Here is a 16415-nt window from a genome sequence, read left to right on the forward strand (position 1 = left end):
CAAGCCCGCTCCCACAAGGTATTGGTGATCCTTGTGGGAGCGGGCTTGCTCCGGGCGGCGTTCCGACGAAGAGGCCATGCCTGACGACACACTTTTCCCGCAGCCAACAAAAAGCCCACCAATCGGTGGGCTTCGTGTTTTCACAGCGCTATCAGAAATACTTCATCTTCGGCGCTTCTTCCTTCAACGGCTCGTTCTTCGCCGTCTGTTCGTTCCAGCCACCACCCAGTGCCTTGTACAGGTTGACCTGACTGATCAGCTGCGCCAGGCGATCGGTAATCAGATTCTGTTCGGAGTTGAACAGCTGACGCTGGGCATCGAGGAACGTCAGGTTGCTGTCGACACCGATGCGATAACGACGCTCGGCCAGGCGGTAGTAGTCCTGGTTGGCGCTGACCAGATTACGCTGTGCCTGTACCTGATCGGTGTAGGTCCCGCGTGCGGCCAGACCGTCGGCGACTTCCTGGAAGGCTGTTTGAATGGACTTCTCGTAGTTCGCCACACCGATGTCTTTCTGGATCTTCGAGTAATCCAGGCTGGCGCTCAGGGCGCCGGCGTTGAAGATCGGCAGGTTGATCTGCGGCTGGAACAGCCAGGTACCCGAACCGCCCTTGAACAGGCCGGACAGGTCCGGGCTCAGGGTCCCGGCGTTGGCGGTCAGGCTGATGCTCGGGAAGAACGCTGCCCGTGCCGCGCCGATGTTGGCGTTGGCCGCCTTGAGGTTGTGCTCGGCCTGGAGGATGTCCGGACGACGTTGCAGCAAGTCCGACGGCAGGCCGGCCGGTACTTCGGCCAACAGATCGTCGTTCAATGGTTTGGCCGCTGGCAGGTTGGCCGGGACGCCGGTACCCAACAGCAGTACCAGGCTGTTTTCATCCTGGGCGACCTGGCGGGTGTAACGGGCCAGTTGCGCACGGGCGTTTTCCACCGAGGTCCGCGACTGCGCCAGGTCCAGGGCCGAGGCGACCCCCACTTCGTTGCTGCGCGCGGTGAGCTTGTAGCTCTCCTCGAACGCGGCGAGGGTGTCCTGGGTGACCTTCAGCAGTTCCTTGTCGGCCTGCCAGGTCAGGTAGGCGTTGGCGACGCTGGCCACCAGGCTGAGCTGCGTGCTGCGTCGGCCTTCTTCGGTGGCGAAGTACTTCTGCAACGCTTCCTCGTTCAGGCTGCGAACCCGGCCGAACAGGTCGAGTTCGTAGGCGTTGACGCCAATCGTTGCCGAGTAGGAACTGGTGATGCCGGCTTCGCCGGTCTGCGACGCGTTAGCCGGAAGGCGCTGACGGCTGCCGGTGCCGTTGGCCGAAACGGCCGGGAACAGGTCGGCGCGGGAGATGCGGTATTGAGCCGCAAAGGCGTCGATGTTCAGGGCCGCGACACGCAGGTCACGGTTGTTTTCCAGGGCGACCTGGATCAGCTGTTGCAGCGCCGGGTCGTGGAAAAACTGCTTCCAGCCCTGCTCGGCTGCCGCTTGCGCCGGTGCCTGGGCCGGCGAATACGCCGGGCCTTGCGGGTATTGCCCCGCCACCGGTGCTTCGGGCTGCTGATAATCAGGTATCAGCGAGCAGCCACCGAGCACGAAGGCGGCGACTGCCAGGGAGAGTAGCGACTTGCTCATTAGCCAGCCTCTTTAGGAGTTTCAGTAGCGTCATCCGGGTCGGCAATCTTGCGCTGGCCAATGGACGACACGGTGACGAAGAACAGCGGGACCCAGAAGATCGCCAGCACAGTGGCCGTGATCATACCGCCGATCACGCCGGTACCGATTGCATGCTGGCTACCCGAACCTGCGCCCGTGGATATCGCCAGTGGTACCACACCCAGAACGAAGGCGAGGGAGGTCATGATGATCGGTCGCAGACGCATGCGGCAGGCTTCGATTGCCGCGTCGCGCAGGCTACGCCCCTGTTCGTGCAGTTCCTTTGCAAATTCGACAATCAGAATGGCGTTTTTCGCCGCCAGGCCGATAGTCGTCAACAGGCCTACCTGGAAATACACGTCGTTGGACAAACCGCGCAGGCTGGTGGCCATCAGTGCACCGATGATCCCCAGCGGTACCACCAACATCACCGCGATCGGAATCGACCAGCTTTCATACAGCGCCGCCAGGCACAGGAACACCATCAGCAGCGACAGGGCGTACAGCGCCGGCGCTTGCGAGCCGGACAGACGTTCCTCGTACGACAGGCCGGTCCAGGAAATACCGACACCGGCCGGCAATTTCCTGGCAATGGCTTCGACTTCGAGCATGGCTTCACCGGTGGAGTAACCCGGTGCCGGGGCGCCGAGGATTTCCATCGCTTCCACGCCGTTGTAACGGGCCAGTTTCGGCGAACCGTAGATCCACTCGCCTTTGGCGAATGCCGAGAACGGCACCATGGTTCCCTGGGCGTTGCGCACGTACCACTTCTGCAAGTCTTCAGGGCCCATTCGAGAGCCTGGCTGGCCTTGCACGTAAACCTTCTTCACCCGACCACGGTCGATGAAGTCGTTGACGTAGCTACTGCCCAGGGCAATCGACAGGGTGTTGTTGATGTCGGCGATGGTAATGCCCAGGGCACTGGCCTTCTCGTCATCGATTTCCAGTTGGTATTGCGGTTCGTCGTTCAGGCCGTTCGGACGCACCTGAGACAGGATCTTGCTTTGTGCGGCCATGCCAAGGAACTGGTTGCGCGCTTCCATCAGTTTTTCGTGGCCGATACCGGCGCGGTCCTGCAGGAACACGTCGAAACCGGTGGCGTTACCCAACTCCAGTACCGCCGGTGGTGCAAAGGCGAACACCATGGCATCGCGGAAGGTGAAGAAGTGCTGCTGGGCACGGGCCGCCACCTTGAACACGTTGTTGTCGGCGTTACGTTCGTCCCACGGACGCAGCATGATGAACGCCATGCCCGAACTCTGGCCACGACCGGCGAAGTTGAAACCGGTCACGGTAAACACCGAGTTCACCGCATCGCCTTCGCCGCCATCCTTGCCCGGGCGCAGCAGGAATTCACGCATTTCATCCACGACCACCTGGGTACGCTGGGCTGTGGAGCCGGCCGGGGTTTGCACCTGGGCGAACAGTACACCCTGGTCTTCTTCCGGCAGGAACGCCGTCGGAATGCGGGTGAACAGCCAGATCATGCCCACCACGATCAGCAGATACGCCAGCAGATACGGGATCTTGCGCTGCAGGATATTGCCCACACCACGTTCGTAGCCGCGAACGCCGCGGTCGAAATTGCGGTTGAACCAGCCAAAGAAACCACGCTTGGGTACGCCGTGCTCGCCTTTCGGAATCGGCTTGAGCATGGTGGCGCAGAGCGCCGGGGTGAAGATCAACGCAACCAGTACCGACAGGGCCATGGCCGAGACGATGGTGATCGAGAACTGCTTGTAGATCACACCGGTGGAACCGCTGAAGAACGCCATTGGCAGCAGAACCGCCGACAACACCAGGGCGATACCGACCAGTGCACCCTGGATCTGGCCCATGGATTTCTTGGTGGCTTCCTTCGGTGACAGGCCTTCTTCGCTCATCACCCGTTCGACGTTTTCCACCACGACGATGGCGTCGTCCACCAGCAAGCCGATGGCCAGCACCATACCGAACATGGTCAGGGTGTTGATGCTGAAACCGGCGGCCGCGAGGATCCCGAATGTACCAAGCAATACCACCGGCACGGTCATCGTGGTGATCACGGTGGCGCGGAAGTTTTGCAGGAACAGGAACATCACCAGGAACACCAGCGCGATCGCTTCGACCAGGGTGTGAACCACACCTTTGATCGATTCGGTCACCACCGGCGTGGTGTCGTACGGGAACACCACTTCCATCCCTTGCGGGAAGAACGGCTTGAGGCTGTCGATGGTCGTGCGCAGGGCCTTGGCGGTATCGAGCGCGTTGGCACCGGTGGCCAGTTTCACCGCCAGGCCGGAAGCCGGGGCGCCGTTGAACTGGGCGTTGATGCTGTAGTTCTCGCCACCCAGGCCGACTTCGGCAACATCTTTGAGGCGGACCTGGGAGCCGTCCTTGTTGACCTTGAGCAGGATCTTGTCGAATTGCTCCGCGGTCTGCAGGCGGGTCTTGCCGATGATCGTCGCGTTCAGTTGGGTGCCGGGCAGGGCAGGCAGGCCGCCGAGCTGGCCGGACGAGACCTGGACGTTTTGCGCCGCGATGGCGGTCTTGACGTCGATCGGGGTCAGGTTGTAGTTGTTCAACTTGGCCGGGTCGAGCCAGATACGCATGGCGTACTGCGAACCGAACACCTGGAAGTCGCCGACACCTGCGGTCCGCGAGATCGGGTCTTGCATGTTCGACACGATGTAGTTGGACAAGTCGTCCTTGGTCATGCTGCCGTCACGCGACACCACGCCGATCACCAGCAGGAAGTTCTTCACCGCCTTGGTGACGCGGATACCTTGCTGTTGCACTTCCTGCGGCAGCAGCGGGGTGGCCAGGTTCAGCTTGTTCTGCACCTGAACCTGTGCGGTGTCGGAGTTGGTGCCTTGCTCGAAGGTCGCGGTAATGGTCATGGTGCCGTCGGAGTTACTTTCCGACGAGACATAACGCAGGTTGTCGATACCGTTGAGCTGTTGCTCGATCACCTGAACCACGGTGTCCTGTACCGTTTGTGCCGAAGCACCCGGGTAAGTCACGGAAATGGCGATCGCCGGAGGCGCAATGCTCGGGTACTGGTTGATCGGTAACCGCAGGATCGATAGTGCCCCGACCAACATGATCACCAGGGCAATTACCCAGGCGAAAATCGGACGGTCGATAAAAAATCTCGACATGGTTTACTCCCCTTTTCCGCCAGAGGCTTTATCAGCTGTCTGAGCGGGGGCCGGGCTCTTTACGGCTACGTTGGTCGCTTCACTGGCCTTGACTTCGATGCCGGGTTTGACGAATTGCAGACCTTCGGTGATCAGGCGATCGCCGGCCTTCAGGCCGTCTTCGATCAGCCACTGGTTGCCGACGGTGCGGTTGGCCTTGAGTTGACGCAGTTCGACCTTGTTGTCCGGGCCGACAACCAGAGCGGTCGGGGTGCCCTTGAGGTCGCGGGTCACGCCTTGCTGCGGGGCCAGGATCGCCGCGCTGTTCACACCGGCCAGCAACTTGGCGTGCACGAACATGCCAGGCAGAAGGGTGTGGTCAGGGTTCGGGAAAATGGCGCGCAGGGTGACGGAACCGGTGGTCTGGTCAACCGAGATTTCGGAGAATTCCAGCTTGCCGTCCAGCTTGTACTCGCTGCCGTCTTCCAGGGTCAGCTTGACCGAGGCCGCGTTGTCGCCGGCTTTTTGCAGGCGGCCGCTTTCCAGTTCGCGGCGCAGTTGCAGCAGCTCGACCGAGGACTGCGTCACGTCGACGTAGATCGGGTCGATTTGCTGAATCACCGCCATCGCATCGACCTGGGCATTGCTGACCAGCGCGCCTTCGGTCACCGAGGAGCGGCCGATGCGGCCGGTCAGCGGGGCATAGACCTTGGTGTAGCGCACGTTGATCTGTGCGGTTTGCAGTGCGGCTTCCGATTGCAGGCGGTTGGCCACGGCGGTGTCGTATTCCTGACGGCTTACAGCCTGCTCGTCGACCAGTTGCTTGTAGCGGTCGGAAATCGATTTGGTCGAGCGCAGGTTGGCTTCGGCGCTTTTCAATGTCGCTTCATAGACCGACGGATCGATCTGATAGAGCTGCTGGCCGGCCTTGACGTCGCTGCCTTCCTTGAACAGGCGCTTGAGAATGATGCCGTTGACCTGAGGACGGACTTCGGCAATGCGGAACGCACTGGTACGGCCGGGCAGATCGGAGGTCAGGGTGAATGATTGCGGTTGCAGAGTCACGACGCCGACCTGAGGGGGTGGGGCGGCCGGTGCTGCCTCTTCCTTTTTGCATCCGCTGAGCAGCGATGCCAGGGCGACGGCGGCGACCAGAGCGGTAACAGCTGGCTTGAATTGCATGAAAATCCTCGGGTCAGGCGCGCAACGTGCGCACTAGAAAGGTGGAAGGTTGAAATATGGTTGCCGAGTGGATAAGTAGCTTGCTAAGTAATATACTTACGTACATGGCTGTTTGTAAATACCCGGGCTGCGTATCCGCGTCGTTACAGAAGCCGTTACACACGCTGTTGAAAGGTTGGAATTGTAGGCCGGGGACGAACCCCCAGAACGTTCGCCCCACTTTTATTCAGCTGATATTCAGACATCGCTGAAGCACCCTGATTGAGGTTGTACTGCCATGGTCCGTCGTACCAAAGAGGAAGCTCAGGAAACCCGCGCGCAAATTCTCGTGGCGGCCGAAAAGGCCTTTTACGAGCGAGGCGTGGCGCGTACGACCCTGGCGGACATCGCCACCCTGGCCGGCGTCACTCGTGGGGCCATTTACTGGCATTTCAGCAATAAGGCGGACCTGGTGCAGGCCATGCTCGACACCTTGCATGAGCCGCTGGAAGAAATGGCCAAGGCCAGCGAGAGTGAAGACGAACTCGATCCCCTGGGCTGCATGCGCAAGCTGTTGATTCATTTGTTTCATCAAATTGCGCTGGACCCGAAAACCCGACGCATCAATGAGATTCTTTTTCATAAGTGCGAATTCACCGATGAAATGTGCGACCTGCGCCAGCAGCGTGTGTCAGCCAGCCTCGAATGCAACGTGCGAATCGGTCTGGCCCTGAGCAATGCCGTCAATCGAGGGCAGTTGCCGGAAAACCTCGACACCGCCCGCGCCGCGATCAGCCTGCATGCTTATATTGACGGCGTCCTGTACCAGTGGTTGCTGGCCCCCGACAGTTTTGAATTGCACACCGAAGCCGAACGATGGGTCGATACCGGGCTGGACATGCTGCGCTTGAGCCCCAGCCTGCGCAAATGAAACAAAATGAAAACCTGGCTCCCGGCAAGTCAACTGTTGAAATCCCCCCCGAGTATCATTTTGCTTCCTGCGCCTTTTTGTAATGGGGTGCTTTTATATATGGGCTCGTGTCAGGTTGACAGCTATCAAGCTACATAATTTGTAGGAATTTTGTATCGGGCCTGCATGGGGCATGAACTTAGAACGGATACCACCGCTCGTGAAAAAGAACCCCGGCTTTGCGAGTCGGGGTCTGGAATGTGGCGAAAAAAGACATCAGTAAGCTGGTCTGATACGTTTTTTCATCGGCGTATTTTTTGTCTGATCAGTATTAACCGATTATCAGGTCGACGCTAAAACTGAAGGGTGCCTCTTCATCCTTGTTCGTGATGTTGGCAGTGACCTTATATGGGCTGCTGCTGTTGCCGGATCGCGTTATTTTTTTTGTCCAGATTGGATTCAGGGTTGGATGCAGGAAGCCGTAACCCACTGAAACTGTCAGCTGAATAGCTAACGTGCAAATTAATCCATCTTCGGTAATGTACGAGAACTCTTGCAAGATCGGAGGGAAATTCCTTTTTTTGTAATACAGTCCATTACTGGAGAAGTCCCGGAAGTAAGGAAGTTCGAGAGTTTCCTCATCGTTCTTTTCGATTTCGAAATCTGACAGCGACGTTCCGGTCAAGTCCCAGCCTGCTTTCAAGAGCCGGATCGGGCCATTAGTGTTGTTGGCGATGTTGATGGTCATCACGGTGTACTTATCAGGGAATTTGCTGGCGGAGGCAGAAAAGCTGAATTCTCCAGCTTCATATTCTGTTTGTGCAATGATGTGGGGCGCGTGTATCGGGCCGTTGTTGTCCATACTGTTAATCCTTTAAAGTTTTTGAAGGGCTTTCCATAGCGCTCGATATGTTGTGGCGAGGCTTTGTGAAGTATTAAGTTGTTTTTTTGGTTTGTCTGGGTTGTAGTTGTAAGTTTGTATGCAGGTGGGTGTGATACTGGTTTGGATGGCAGGTGAGTTGTCAGAAGTTTAAGTCTGGTTAGCGGGTTTTAGCTTATTTAAAGAAAAAAGCCCGGCGTTCGAAACGCCGGGCTTTTCGAGTTTGCGCAGTTTTACAATGTTGGATAGTCGATGTAACCAACCGGGCCCTTGGCATAGAACAGCTCCGGGCGCGCTTCGTTCAGCGGCGCGTCGACCTGCAAGCGTGCCGGCAAGTCAGGGTTGGCAATGAAAGCTACGCCGAAGGCAACTGCATCGGCCTTGCCGCTGGCGAGCAACGCATTAGCGCTGTCCTTGGTGAAACGCTCGTTGGCAATGTAAGGGCCGCCGAAGGCTTCCTTGAGTTGAGGGCCGAGGCTGTCGGCGCCTTCTTTCTCGCGCGAGCAGATGAAGGCGATGCCACGCTTGCCCAGTTCGCGAGCGACGTAGGTGAAGGTTTCGGCCAGGTTGTCGTCGCCCATGTCATGCAAGTCGGCGCGTGGCGACAGGTGCACACCTACACGGCCGGCGCCCCAGACTTCGATGGCGGCGTCAGTCACTTCCAACAGCAGGCGGGCACGGTTTTCCAGGGAGCCGCCATAGTTGTCGGTTCGCTGGTTGGTGCTGCTTTGCAGGAATTGGTCGAGCAGGTATCCGTTGGCAGCGTGGATTTCCACACCGTCGAAGCCGGCGGCCTTGGCGTTCTCGGCGCCGACGCGGTAAGCGTCGACGATGTCGGCGATTTCAGCGGTTTCCAGGGCGCGCGGCACCGGGAAGTCGGCCAGCGGACGAACCAGGCTGACGTGGCCCTTGGGCTGGATGGCACTCGGGGCGACCGGGGCTTCATCGTTCAGGTACAAACCGTGGGAAATGCGACCCACGTGCCACAACTGCAGGAAGATCTTGCCGCCCGCGCCATGGATGGCCTTGGTCACGTTGGACCAGCCACGTACCTGATCGTTGGACCAGATGCCCGGGGTGTCCGGGTAGCCGACGCCCATCGGTGTCACCGAGGTCGCCTCGCTGAGGATCAGCCCGGCGGACGCACGCTGCACGTAGTACTCGGCCATCAGCGCATTGGGTACGCGGCCTTCGTCGGCGCGGCAGCGGGTCAGGGGCGCCATGATGATGCGGTTGGCCAACTCGAGGTCGCCCAGTTTGATTGGATCGAAAATAGTCGTCATGAAGTACAACCCTCGTGAGGTTTCAGGTGATTAGTGGGTAGCAGGTGCCAGGTCGGGGTTGCCGCTCTGGCGGAAAGTAATCAGGGTCACCAGCAGGGCGAGTACCGCCAGTACGGCTGCGGCGAGCGGCACGCTGGTCAGGCCGAAGCCATGGGCGATCACACTGCCGCCGACCCAGGCACCCAGGGCGTTGCCGATGTTGAAAGCGCCGATGTTCAGGGTCGACACCAGGTTCGGTGCGGCTTTGCCGAAGGTCACCACGTTCACTTGCAGCGCCGGTACGGCGGCGAAGCACGCGGTGGCCCAAAGGAACAGGGTGATTTCGGTCGGGATCAGGGCGACGCTGGTCCAGGTCAGCACGGTGGACACCACGGCCATGGTCACGAACACACCGATCAGGGTCGCGGCCATGCCTTTGTCGGCCAGCTTGCCGCCGATGATATTGCCTACCGTCAGGCCCAGGCCGATGAGCATCAGGGTCCAGGTCACGCCACGGGGCGAGACGCCAGTAACTTCGCCCAGCAGCGGCGCGACGTAGGTGAACAGGGTGAACACCGAGGCGGCGAACAGCGCGGTCATGCTCAGGGACAGCCAGATGCCAGCGCCCTTGAGTGCGGCCAGTTCGGCGCGCATGTCGAGTTTTTCTTCATCGCGCTTGGCCGGCAGGAAGCGGATCAGACCGATCAGTGCAATCACACCGATCACGGTCACGGCCCAGAAGGTCGAACGCCAGCCGGCTTCCTGACCGAGGGCGGTGCCCAGCGGTACGCCGAGGACGTTGGCCAGGGTCAGGCCGGTGAACATCAGGGCTACGGCCGAGGCACGTTTGTTCGCAGGCACCAGGCCGGCAGCCACCACCGAGCCGATGCCGAAGAAGGCACCGTGGCACAGCGCGGTGACCACACGGGCAAACATCAGCACGTTGTAGTCGCCCGCTACTGCGCAGAGCAGGTTGCCGATAATGAAGATGCCCATCAACGCCACCAGGGCGGCCTTGCGCGGCAGCCTGGCGGTGGCCAGCGCCATGAACGGCGCGCCGATGGCCACGCCCAGGGCGTAACCGGTCACCAGCCAGCCGGCACCGGGAATCGACACACCGAGGTCGGCCGCCACGTTGGGCAGCAGGCCCATGATGACGAACTCGGTGGTGCCGATGGCGAAGGCGCTCAAGGCCAGGATGAGTAGCGAGAGGGGCATGGGGTCATTCCTTTTTAAGCCGACTGACGTTAAGGATCAGAGCTCTTTGTTGAAGATGCGGAGGAACTCCTGAATGGTTTCCTCATTGCGTTTGAAAAAATGCCACTGGCCGACTTTGCGGCTGCTGATCAGGCCGGCACGTTGCAGGGTCGCCAGGTGTGCCGACACCGTGGACTGCGACAGGCCGCAACGTTGATCGATCTGCCCGGCGCAAACGCCGTGCTCGTTGCTGTGGGACTGGTCGGGAAATTCGACGGTCGGGTCCTTGAGCCAGTGCAGGATTTCTCGCCGTACTGGGTGTGCCAGGGCTTTTATTATTTCGTCGAGGTTGATGGTCATGATGTGGGCTCGTGATGTTTAAAACGCTATATCGCGATGAGGCGAACTTTAAATCGGTATTTCGCGATATACAAATATGATTTGGCTCTGACCAGCTCACATTTCGGTATATCGAGTTATAACGATACGTTGAGTGTAACAAGACAAGGGGGCAGTGCTAAGCTGCGCCCATGAACTATCTCGCACATCTTCACCTCGGTGGCCAGCGTCCCGGCCAATTGCTCGGCAGCCTGTATGGCGATTTCGTCAAGGGACGGCTGCAAGGGCAGTTCGCTCCGGACATCGAAGGGGCTATCCAGTTGCACCGCAGCATCGACGTGTTCACCGATCGCCATCCTCTTGTGGATGTCGCGTTGTCGCGTTTCTCCCTGACCCGTCGTCGCTATGCGGGGATCGTGCTCGACGTGTTTTTCGACCATTGCCTGGCCCGGGACTGGAGGCTGTACGCCGACCAGCCGCTGGAGCTGTTCACTTCGGACGTGTACCGCGTGCTGTCCAGCGAGCGGCAACTGCCGGAGCGGCTGGCGAAGATTGCGCCGCACATGGTGGCCAATGACTGGTTGGGCTCGTATCAGGAATTTGAAGTGCTGGAGCAGGTGTTGCGCGGGATCTCGCGGCGCCTGACCCGGCCGGAGGAACTGGCGGCGGCGATGCAGGAGTTGCGACGGTTGTATGAACCGTTGAGCGAGGACTTTCGGTTGTTCTATCCGCAGTTGCAGGATTTTGCGCGGAACTATCCAACACCCTAAAACCACTGTGGGAGCGGGCTTGCCCGCGATTGCGGATCAACATTCAACGATGATGCTGAATGACCCACCGCTATCGCGAGCAAGCTCGCTCCCACAGGGTATTTCAGTGAATCAAGGATCGTGTCACGCCGCGATAGCAGGGCGCATCGGTGCTCGCTGAGGTTCAACGACAGTTCCAAACAACGCCTTCTGCACCGCCTGCTGTGCCTCGAACGCCAGTGCTGCGCGCTCCCGACCTTCACAAGCGATTGGCTTGAGCAGATGAATCTCTACGCCGCCACGGTCATTGGCGAACAGACGCATCAGGTGCGACAGCAGATCATCGTCGCCAATGAATGGCGCCAGCGCGCAAGGCTCGCCGTCACGCACATAACGGATCGCTACCGGCTGCAGCGCCACTTCGGAGTCGATGGCGGCGGACAGCAGGCGACCATGGAAGGTGCGCAGCGAACGGCCATCGGTGGTGGTGCCTTCCGGGAACATCAGCAGTGGGTAGGCCTGTTCCAGATGGCGGGTCATCTGCTTGCGGATCAACTGGCTGTCCCCCGAGCCGCGACGGATGAACAGGCTGCCGGCCTTGGCCGCCAACCAGCCGGCCACCGGCCAGGTGCGCACTTCGGCCTTGGACAGGAACGACAACGGCGTGAGCATGCCCAGCAGCGGAATGTCGGTCCAGGACACATGGTTGCTGACCCAGAGCATCGGTGTCTTCGGCAGTTCGCCGTGGACGGTCACGTCAAAGGGCAGGGCGTTGCCCAGGCGGGCCATGAAAAATCGCGACCAGCGCTGACGACGCGCCATCGAATGGGCCAGGCCCAGGCGTTCGAATACGCCAAACACACTGGCCATGCCCAGGCCCAGCGTCACCACCATCAGCACTCGCGCGATTCGCGCGTACACCCGCAACCGGCTCATTACACGGCCGCCTTGAAGTGTTTGGCGTAGCGCGGGCAGAGTTCGTCGCGCTTGAGCAGGATGAACACGTCGGCGACCTGGAAGTCTTCGTCCCAGCATGGCTCGCCGCAGATCTTCGCGCCCAGGCGCATGTAGGCCTTGAGCAGCGGTGGCATTTCGGCAATCACGTTGGATGGGATGTCCAGGCTTGGCAGCGGGTTTTTCGGCTCGGCGCGCAGGTGTTCGGTGCACAGGTAGCGTTCGCGCAGACGCTGCATGATCGCATGGGCCTGCACGCCGCCATCCTGCATCGGAATGCTCGCGCAACCCATCAGGTAGCTGTAGCCGCCCTGGTTCAGGACTTCGGCCAGTTCGCCCCAGAGCACGGCGATGGTGCCGCCGTTGCGGTAGGCCGGGTCGACGCAGGTGCGACCGATTTCCAGGATCGGGCCTTGCAGGTGCACCAGGCCGTGGAGGCTGAATTCTTCTTCGCTGTAGAATTTGCCCAGGCTGCTGGCAGCCGTGTGGTCGAGCAAGCGGGTGGTCGCCACCAGGCGCCCGGTGTTCAAGTCGCGCACGCCGATGTGGGCGCAGTGGACGTCGTAGTCATCCATGTCCAGACCCAGTTCAGCGCCCTTGAGCTTGGCGTTGAATTCGCCGCTGAACACGTTGAAACGCAAGGCCTGGGCTTCCTGCAGCGCCTCGGCGCCCACGAGGCGCTCGGCTTGCAGGCGGCGTTCGTTGGCGGTGTCGCTGATGCGGGCGATCTGAGTCATGGCGAATCTCCGTGCGGGCTGCTCACCCGTCTTTGGGCTACAGCGAATCGACTTTCTTTGTCTAGCCGTGTTGTGCAAAGTCAGGCTATGTAGCCCCGGTGTCATCGCCATTAAGCTTTGGTGATGCTTATATGACAGCCCACGAGGAGCCTCTTATGCCCTGGCAAACCCTGTTGAATCGCCGTGATCGCTTGCCCGCCAACCCGGACCTGGCCGAAGGTTTCGCGACTTTGTTGCAGCAGTTGGGCACGGTCACGCCGTTTGAATTGGCCGTGCTGGGCGGGCGGCGGATGGCGACGCCGGGGCTGGCGTTTCTGGTGGGGTATCAGGCGGCATTGCGCATGCTCTGGCCGAGCGCGCCACTGAGCCTCGGCGCGCTGTGCGCCACCGAACAGCGCAGCCTGCGCCCGGCCGACATGCAGACCCGCCTGAGCGGGTTGCGCCTGAGCGGACGCAAGGATTTCGTCACCGCCGGCGATGCCGCCGACTGGCTGCTGGTGGCGGCACGCAGCGAGGAGCCCGGCGCCGACCCGCGCTTGAGCCTGGCGGTGATCTATCGCGATGAGCCGGGTGTGCGGGTGGAAAAACTGGCGTCAATTCCGTTGATGCCGGACATCAGCCACGGCCGGCTGTTTCTGGATAATGCCTTGTGCGAATTGCTCGCGGGGGACGGCTGGGATGCGTACGTCAAACCGTTCCGCACGCTGGAAGACATCTATGTTCTGAGCGCCATGACGGCGTGGCTGTATGGGATCGGCCGGGACTGTGCCTGGCCGCAATCCTTGCAATTGCGTCTGCTGGGGCTGTTGGCAGGTTGCGCGGAAACCAGCCGCCAGCCACCGACCAGTCTGGCCGGGCATCTGGTGCTTGGCGGGTTGTTCGCGCAGTTCGACGCGCTCAAGACTGAGGTGAATGAGGCCATGGCCGGTGGGCCCCCGGAGTGGGCGGCGATGTGGCAGCGCGATCAAGCGGTGATGGATCTGGCGGCGGGGGCCCGGGGGAAGAGGTTGGCCAAGGCGTTGGCGGTGCATTGACGGGCCTCATCGCTGGCAAGCCAGCTCCCACAAGTTCTGTGTCTTGCATGATCTTGTGTGCGCCAGAGATCCCTGTGGGAGCTGGCTTGCCAGCGAAGACGTCTTTATTGGCGCTACAAATTTCAGAACTGTCATTAACCTCGACTAGGCTCAGCAGGTTCAATCTCCGAGCCCCCGCCATGCCCAAAGGCTTGTCCCTGATTTTCCTGCTGTTGCTCTGCGTCACGGCCCAGGCCGAGTACTGGCCCGCCGAGCAATGGCCGACCACCCCGACGCCGACTGGCCCGGCGCTTCAAGCGTTGGAGGCCTACGCCTTCCCGTCCCGCGATGACAGCACTCGCCAGGGCATTCGCACCGATGCCTTGCTGGTGATCCGCGACGGCCAGTTGATCTACGAACGCTACGCCGGCGTGACGACGGCCGAGACGCCGCACCTGACCTGGTCGATCAGCAAGAGCCTGATGGCCGCTGTCCTCGGCGTGGCCTATGGCGAAGGCTTTTTCAAACTCAGCGACCCGGTGGCGAAGTTTTATCCGCCCCTGCAAAAACATCCCGACATGACCATGGCTGACTTGCTGCACTGGGCCTCAGGCCTGGACTGGCAAGAAGACTACGAATACGCCCCGCTGAAATCTTCGGTGGTGGCCATGCTCTACACCCGCGGGCACCACGACATGGCCGCGTTCACTGCGGCGCATGCTGCGTATGCCGCGCCGGGTCAGGCCTTTCGCTACTCCAGCGGCGACAGCAACCTGTTGTCCGCCGCGCTGAAAACCATCGTCGGCCCCGAACGCTATCCCGACTATCCATGGACTGCAGTGTTCGAACCGCTGGGCATTCGCCACGCCGTTTGGGAAACCGATGCCACCGGCACGTTCGTCGCGTCGTCCTATGCCTACCTGACGGCACGGGATCTGGCCCGGGTCGGTCTGTTGATGGCCCGCGAGGGGCGCTGGGGAGACAGACAGTTGCTGCCCAAGGACTGGGTGGCGTTCAACCGCGAGCCATTCGCTCACTATCATGCCCACGAAGACGATGCCGTCCCCGGCGGCCAGTGGTGGCTCAATCGAGCGGTTGAGGGCGCGGCACAACCCTGGCCCGATGCCCCCGCCGATACCTTCGCTGCACTGGGGCATTGGGGGCAGGCGATGTATGTGGTTCCCAGCGAACGGTTGGTGATCGTCCGCTACGGCGATGACCGCGACGGCAGTTACCGGCACAACGAATTGCTCAGGCTCGCGCTCAAGGCCTTTGCCGGGAAGGTGCAGCCATGACCGGTTTCATCCGTCGTCGACCGGTCAGTTCGCTATTGCTGATTGCGCTGATCGCCTTGCTCGGCTGGATCTGGCACGAGCGGGTGGCGCTGTGGGCGTTCCCCGACATCATCAGCGCCTACACCGCCAAGGAATACTGTTCGTGCCGCTACGTGATGAACAATGACACCGAGTACTGCCACGGTTATGTGAAACAGTGGCTGCCCGCCAGCGGCTTTACCGATGACCCGGCCGGCAAGCGTGTAACGGTCAGCGGCATGGGCCGCAGCAACGGCGCCGAGTGGATCGGCGAGCGCCAGGGTTGTCGCTTGCAACCTTGAGTGGAGCGACCGGGCTTTTGTGGCGAGGGAGCTTCTATGGCGAGGGAGCTTGCTCCCGCTGGAGTGCGAAGCACTCCCGAAATCAGCCATTCGGTTTCTTCAGGCAGCACTCGGTTGCAGGTTTTGCGACTGCTTCGCAGCCGAGCGGGAGCAAGCTCCCTCGCCACAAAAGCGGATTTGGTGCAGTAGACGGCTTGCAATGCGCTGAGGGCCGGTTAAGGTTCAGCACAGGTTTATCTGCCCCACGAGTCTCTATGTTCAAGCGCTCCACCCTTCAAACCCTCACTTTCCTACTGCTGACCGGTGCCGCGGTGTCGGCCCGTGCCGATTGGTACCTGGATGGCGAATCTTCACGCCTGTCGTTTGTCAGCACCAAAAACGCCAATGTTTCCGAAGTGCAGCGCTTTCTGGTGCTGCACGGCAAAGTCGATCCCCAGGGGCTGGCGCAGGTGGAAGTCGAACTGGAGTCGATCAACAGCGGCATCCCGTTGCGCGATGAGCGCATGCGCAAGGAGCTGTTCCAGGTCGAGCGGTTCCCCGACGCCTTGATCACCACGAAAATTGATCTGCGCCCGATCAACGACCTCGCTCCCGGTGCGCAGCTGGAATTGCGCCTGCCGCTGATGGTCGACCTGCACGGCAAGCAACACGAGTACCAGGCCGAACTGCTGGCCACCCGTCTCGATGACCGGCGCTTCCAGGTGGTGACCCTCGAACCGCTGGTGGTCAACGCCGAGGATTTCGATCTGGCACCGGGTCTGGAAACGTTGCGCAAAATGGCCGGCCTCTCGGCCATCAGTCTTTCGGTGCCGGTGGGTGCGGTGCTGATTTTTACGGCGCGTTGAC

General features: G+C 60.7%; 15 protein-coding genes. 6 read left to right on the forward strand and 9 right to left on the reverse strand.

The window, feature by feature from the left end; all coding sequences use genetic code 11:
• Positions 1-151: 151 nt before the first annotated feature.
• The 3 genes from emhC to PMI26_RS09405 are packed head-to-tail and all read right to left on the reverse strand — an operon-like array spanning position 152 to position 5934.
• Positions 152-1612, reverse strand: a complete 1461-nt coding sequence (gene emhC / locus PMI26_RS09415) for an efflux RND transporter outer membrane subunit EmhC (RefSeq protein ID WP_007976702.1) — start codon at positions 1610-1612, stop codon at positions 152-154.
• Complete coding sequence (gene emhB / locus PMI26_RS09410) at positions 1612-4773, reverse strand: efflux RND transporter permease subunit EmhB (protein ID WP_007976703.1); 3162 nt, start codon at positions 4771-4773, stop codon at positions 1612-1614. The genes emhC and emhB overlap by 1 nt, the downstream gene beginning before the upstream one ends.
• Before the next feature lie 3 nt (positions 4774-4776).
• Positions 4777-5934: an efflux RND transporter periplasmic adaptor subunit gene (locus PMI26_RS09405; protein ID WP_007976706.1), complete on the reverse strand. Its 1158-nt coding sequence runs from the start codon at positions 5932-5934 to the stop codon at positions 4777-4779.
• A gap of 277 nt (positions 5935-6211) precedes the next feature.
• Here PMI26_RS09405 and emhR point away from each other — a divergent pair, with 277 nt between their 5' ends.
• Complete coding sequence (gene emhR / locus PMI26_RS09400; protein ID WP_007976707.1) at positions 6212-6844, forward strand: efflux system transcriptional repressor EmhR; 633 nt, start codon at positions 6212-6214, stop codon at positions 6842-6844.
• Between the two features lie 310 nt (positions 6845-7154).
• Here the strand turns inward: emhR and PMI26_RS09395 are convergent, their stop codons facing one another.
• From PMI26_RS09395 to PMI26_RS09380, 4 genes are all read right to left on the reverse strand, one after another.
• Entirely contained in the window at positions 7155-7685 is a 531-nt protein-coding gene (locus PMI26_RS09395; RefSeq protein ID WP_007976709.1) for a hypothetical protein, read from the reverse strand.
• A 251-nt stretch (positions 7686-7936) separates the two neighbouring features.
• Positions 7937-8986, reverse strand: a complete 1050-nt coding sequence (locus tag PMI26_RS09390; protein ID WP_007976711.1) for an alkene reductase — start codon at positions 8984-8986, stop codon at positions 7937-7939.
• A gap of 30 nt (positions 8987-9016) precedes the next feature.
• Positions 9017-10183 (reverse strand): MFS transporter, encoded by a 1167-nt coding sequence (locus PMI26_RS09385; RefSeq protein ID WP_007976713.1) that lies wholly within the window; start codon positions 10181-10183, stop codon positions 9017-9019.
• Positions 10184-10219: 36 nt separating this feature from the next.
• On the reverse strand, positions 10220-10522 hold the full coding sequence (locus tag PMI26_RS09380; RefSeq protein WP_007976715.1) for an ArsR/SmtB family transcription factor: 303 nt from the start codon (positions 10520-10522) through the stop codon (positions 10220-10222).
• 170 nt (positions 10523-10692) lie between these two features.
• Here PMI26_RS09380 and PMI26_RS09375 point away from each other — a divergent pair, with 170 nt between their 5' ends.
• Positions 10693-11271 (forward strand): acyl carrier protein phosphodiesterase, encoded by a 579-nt coding sequence (locus PMI26_RS09375; RefSeq protein WP_007976717.1) that lies wholly within the window; start codon positions 10693-10695, stop codon positions 11269-11271.
• Between the two features lie 123 nt (positions 11272-11394).
• On the opposite strand, the gene PMI26_RS09370 is transcribed toward PMI26_RS09375, so the two are convergent.
• Positions 11395-12186, reverse strand: coding sequence for a lysophospholipid acyltransferase family protein (locus PMI26_RS09370; RefSeq protein WP_007976719.1), 792 nt, complete (start codon positions 12184-12186; stop codon positions 11395-11397).
• A complete protein-coding gene (olsB, locus tag PMI26_RS09365) occupies positions 12186-12941 on the reverse strand; it encodes an L-ornithine N(alpha)-acyltransferase (RefSeq protein WP_007976720.1) in 756 nt (251 codons plus the stop codon). Before olsB ends, PMI26_RS09370 begins: the two co-directional genes overlap by 1 nt.
• Before the next feature lie 155 nt (positions 12942-13096).
• On the opposite strand from olsB, the gene PMI26_RS09360 reads away from it, so the two are divergent.
• The 4 genes from PMI26_RS09360 to PMI26_RS09345 all read left to right on the forward strand — a co-directional run bounded on the left by PMI26_RS09360 (position 13097) and on the right by PMI26_RS09345 (position 16414).
• Complete coding sequence (locus tag PMI26_RS09360) at positions 13097-13975, forward strand: acyl-CoA dehydrogenase family protein (protein ID WP_007976722.1); 879 nt, start codon at positions 13097-13099, stop codon at positions 13973-13975.
• 179 nt (positions 13976-14154) lie between these two features.
• Positions 14155-15249 (forward strand): serine hydrolase domain-containing protein, encoded by a 1095-nt coding sequence (locus PMI26_RS09355; protein WP_007976724.1) that lies wholly within the window; start codon positions 14155-14157, stop codon positions 15247-15249.
• Positions 15246-15569: a hypothetical protein gene (locus PMI26_RS09350; protein ID WP_007976726.1), complete on the forward strand. Its 324-nt coding sequence runs from the start codon at positions 15246-15248 to the stop codon at positions 15567-15569. Before PMI26_RS09355 ends, PMI26_RS09350 begins: the two co-directional genes overlap by 4 nt.
• A 254-nt stretch (positions 15570-15823) precedes the next feature.
• Complete coding sequence (locus tag PMI26_RS09345; protein ID WP_007976727.1) at positions 15824-16414, forward strand: YceI family protein; 591 nt, start codon at positions 15824-15826, stop codon at positions 16412-16414.
• Position 16415 lies beyond the last annotated feature (1 nt).

It is taken from the genome of Pseudomonas sp. GM33, from assembly GCF_000282295.1.
GTDB classification, from domain to species: domain Bacteria; phylum Pseudomonadota; class Gammaproteobacteria; order Pseudomonadales; family Pseudomonadaceae; genus Aquipseudomonas; species Aquipseudomonas laurylsulfatiphila.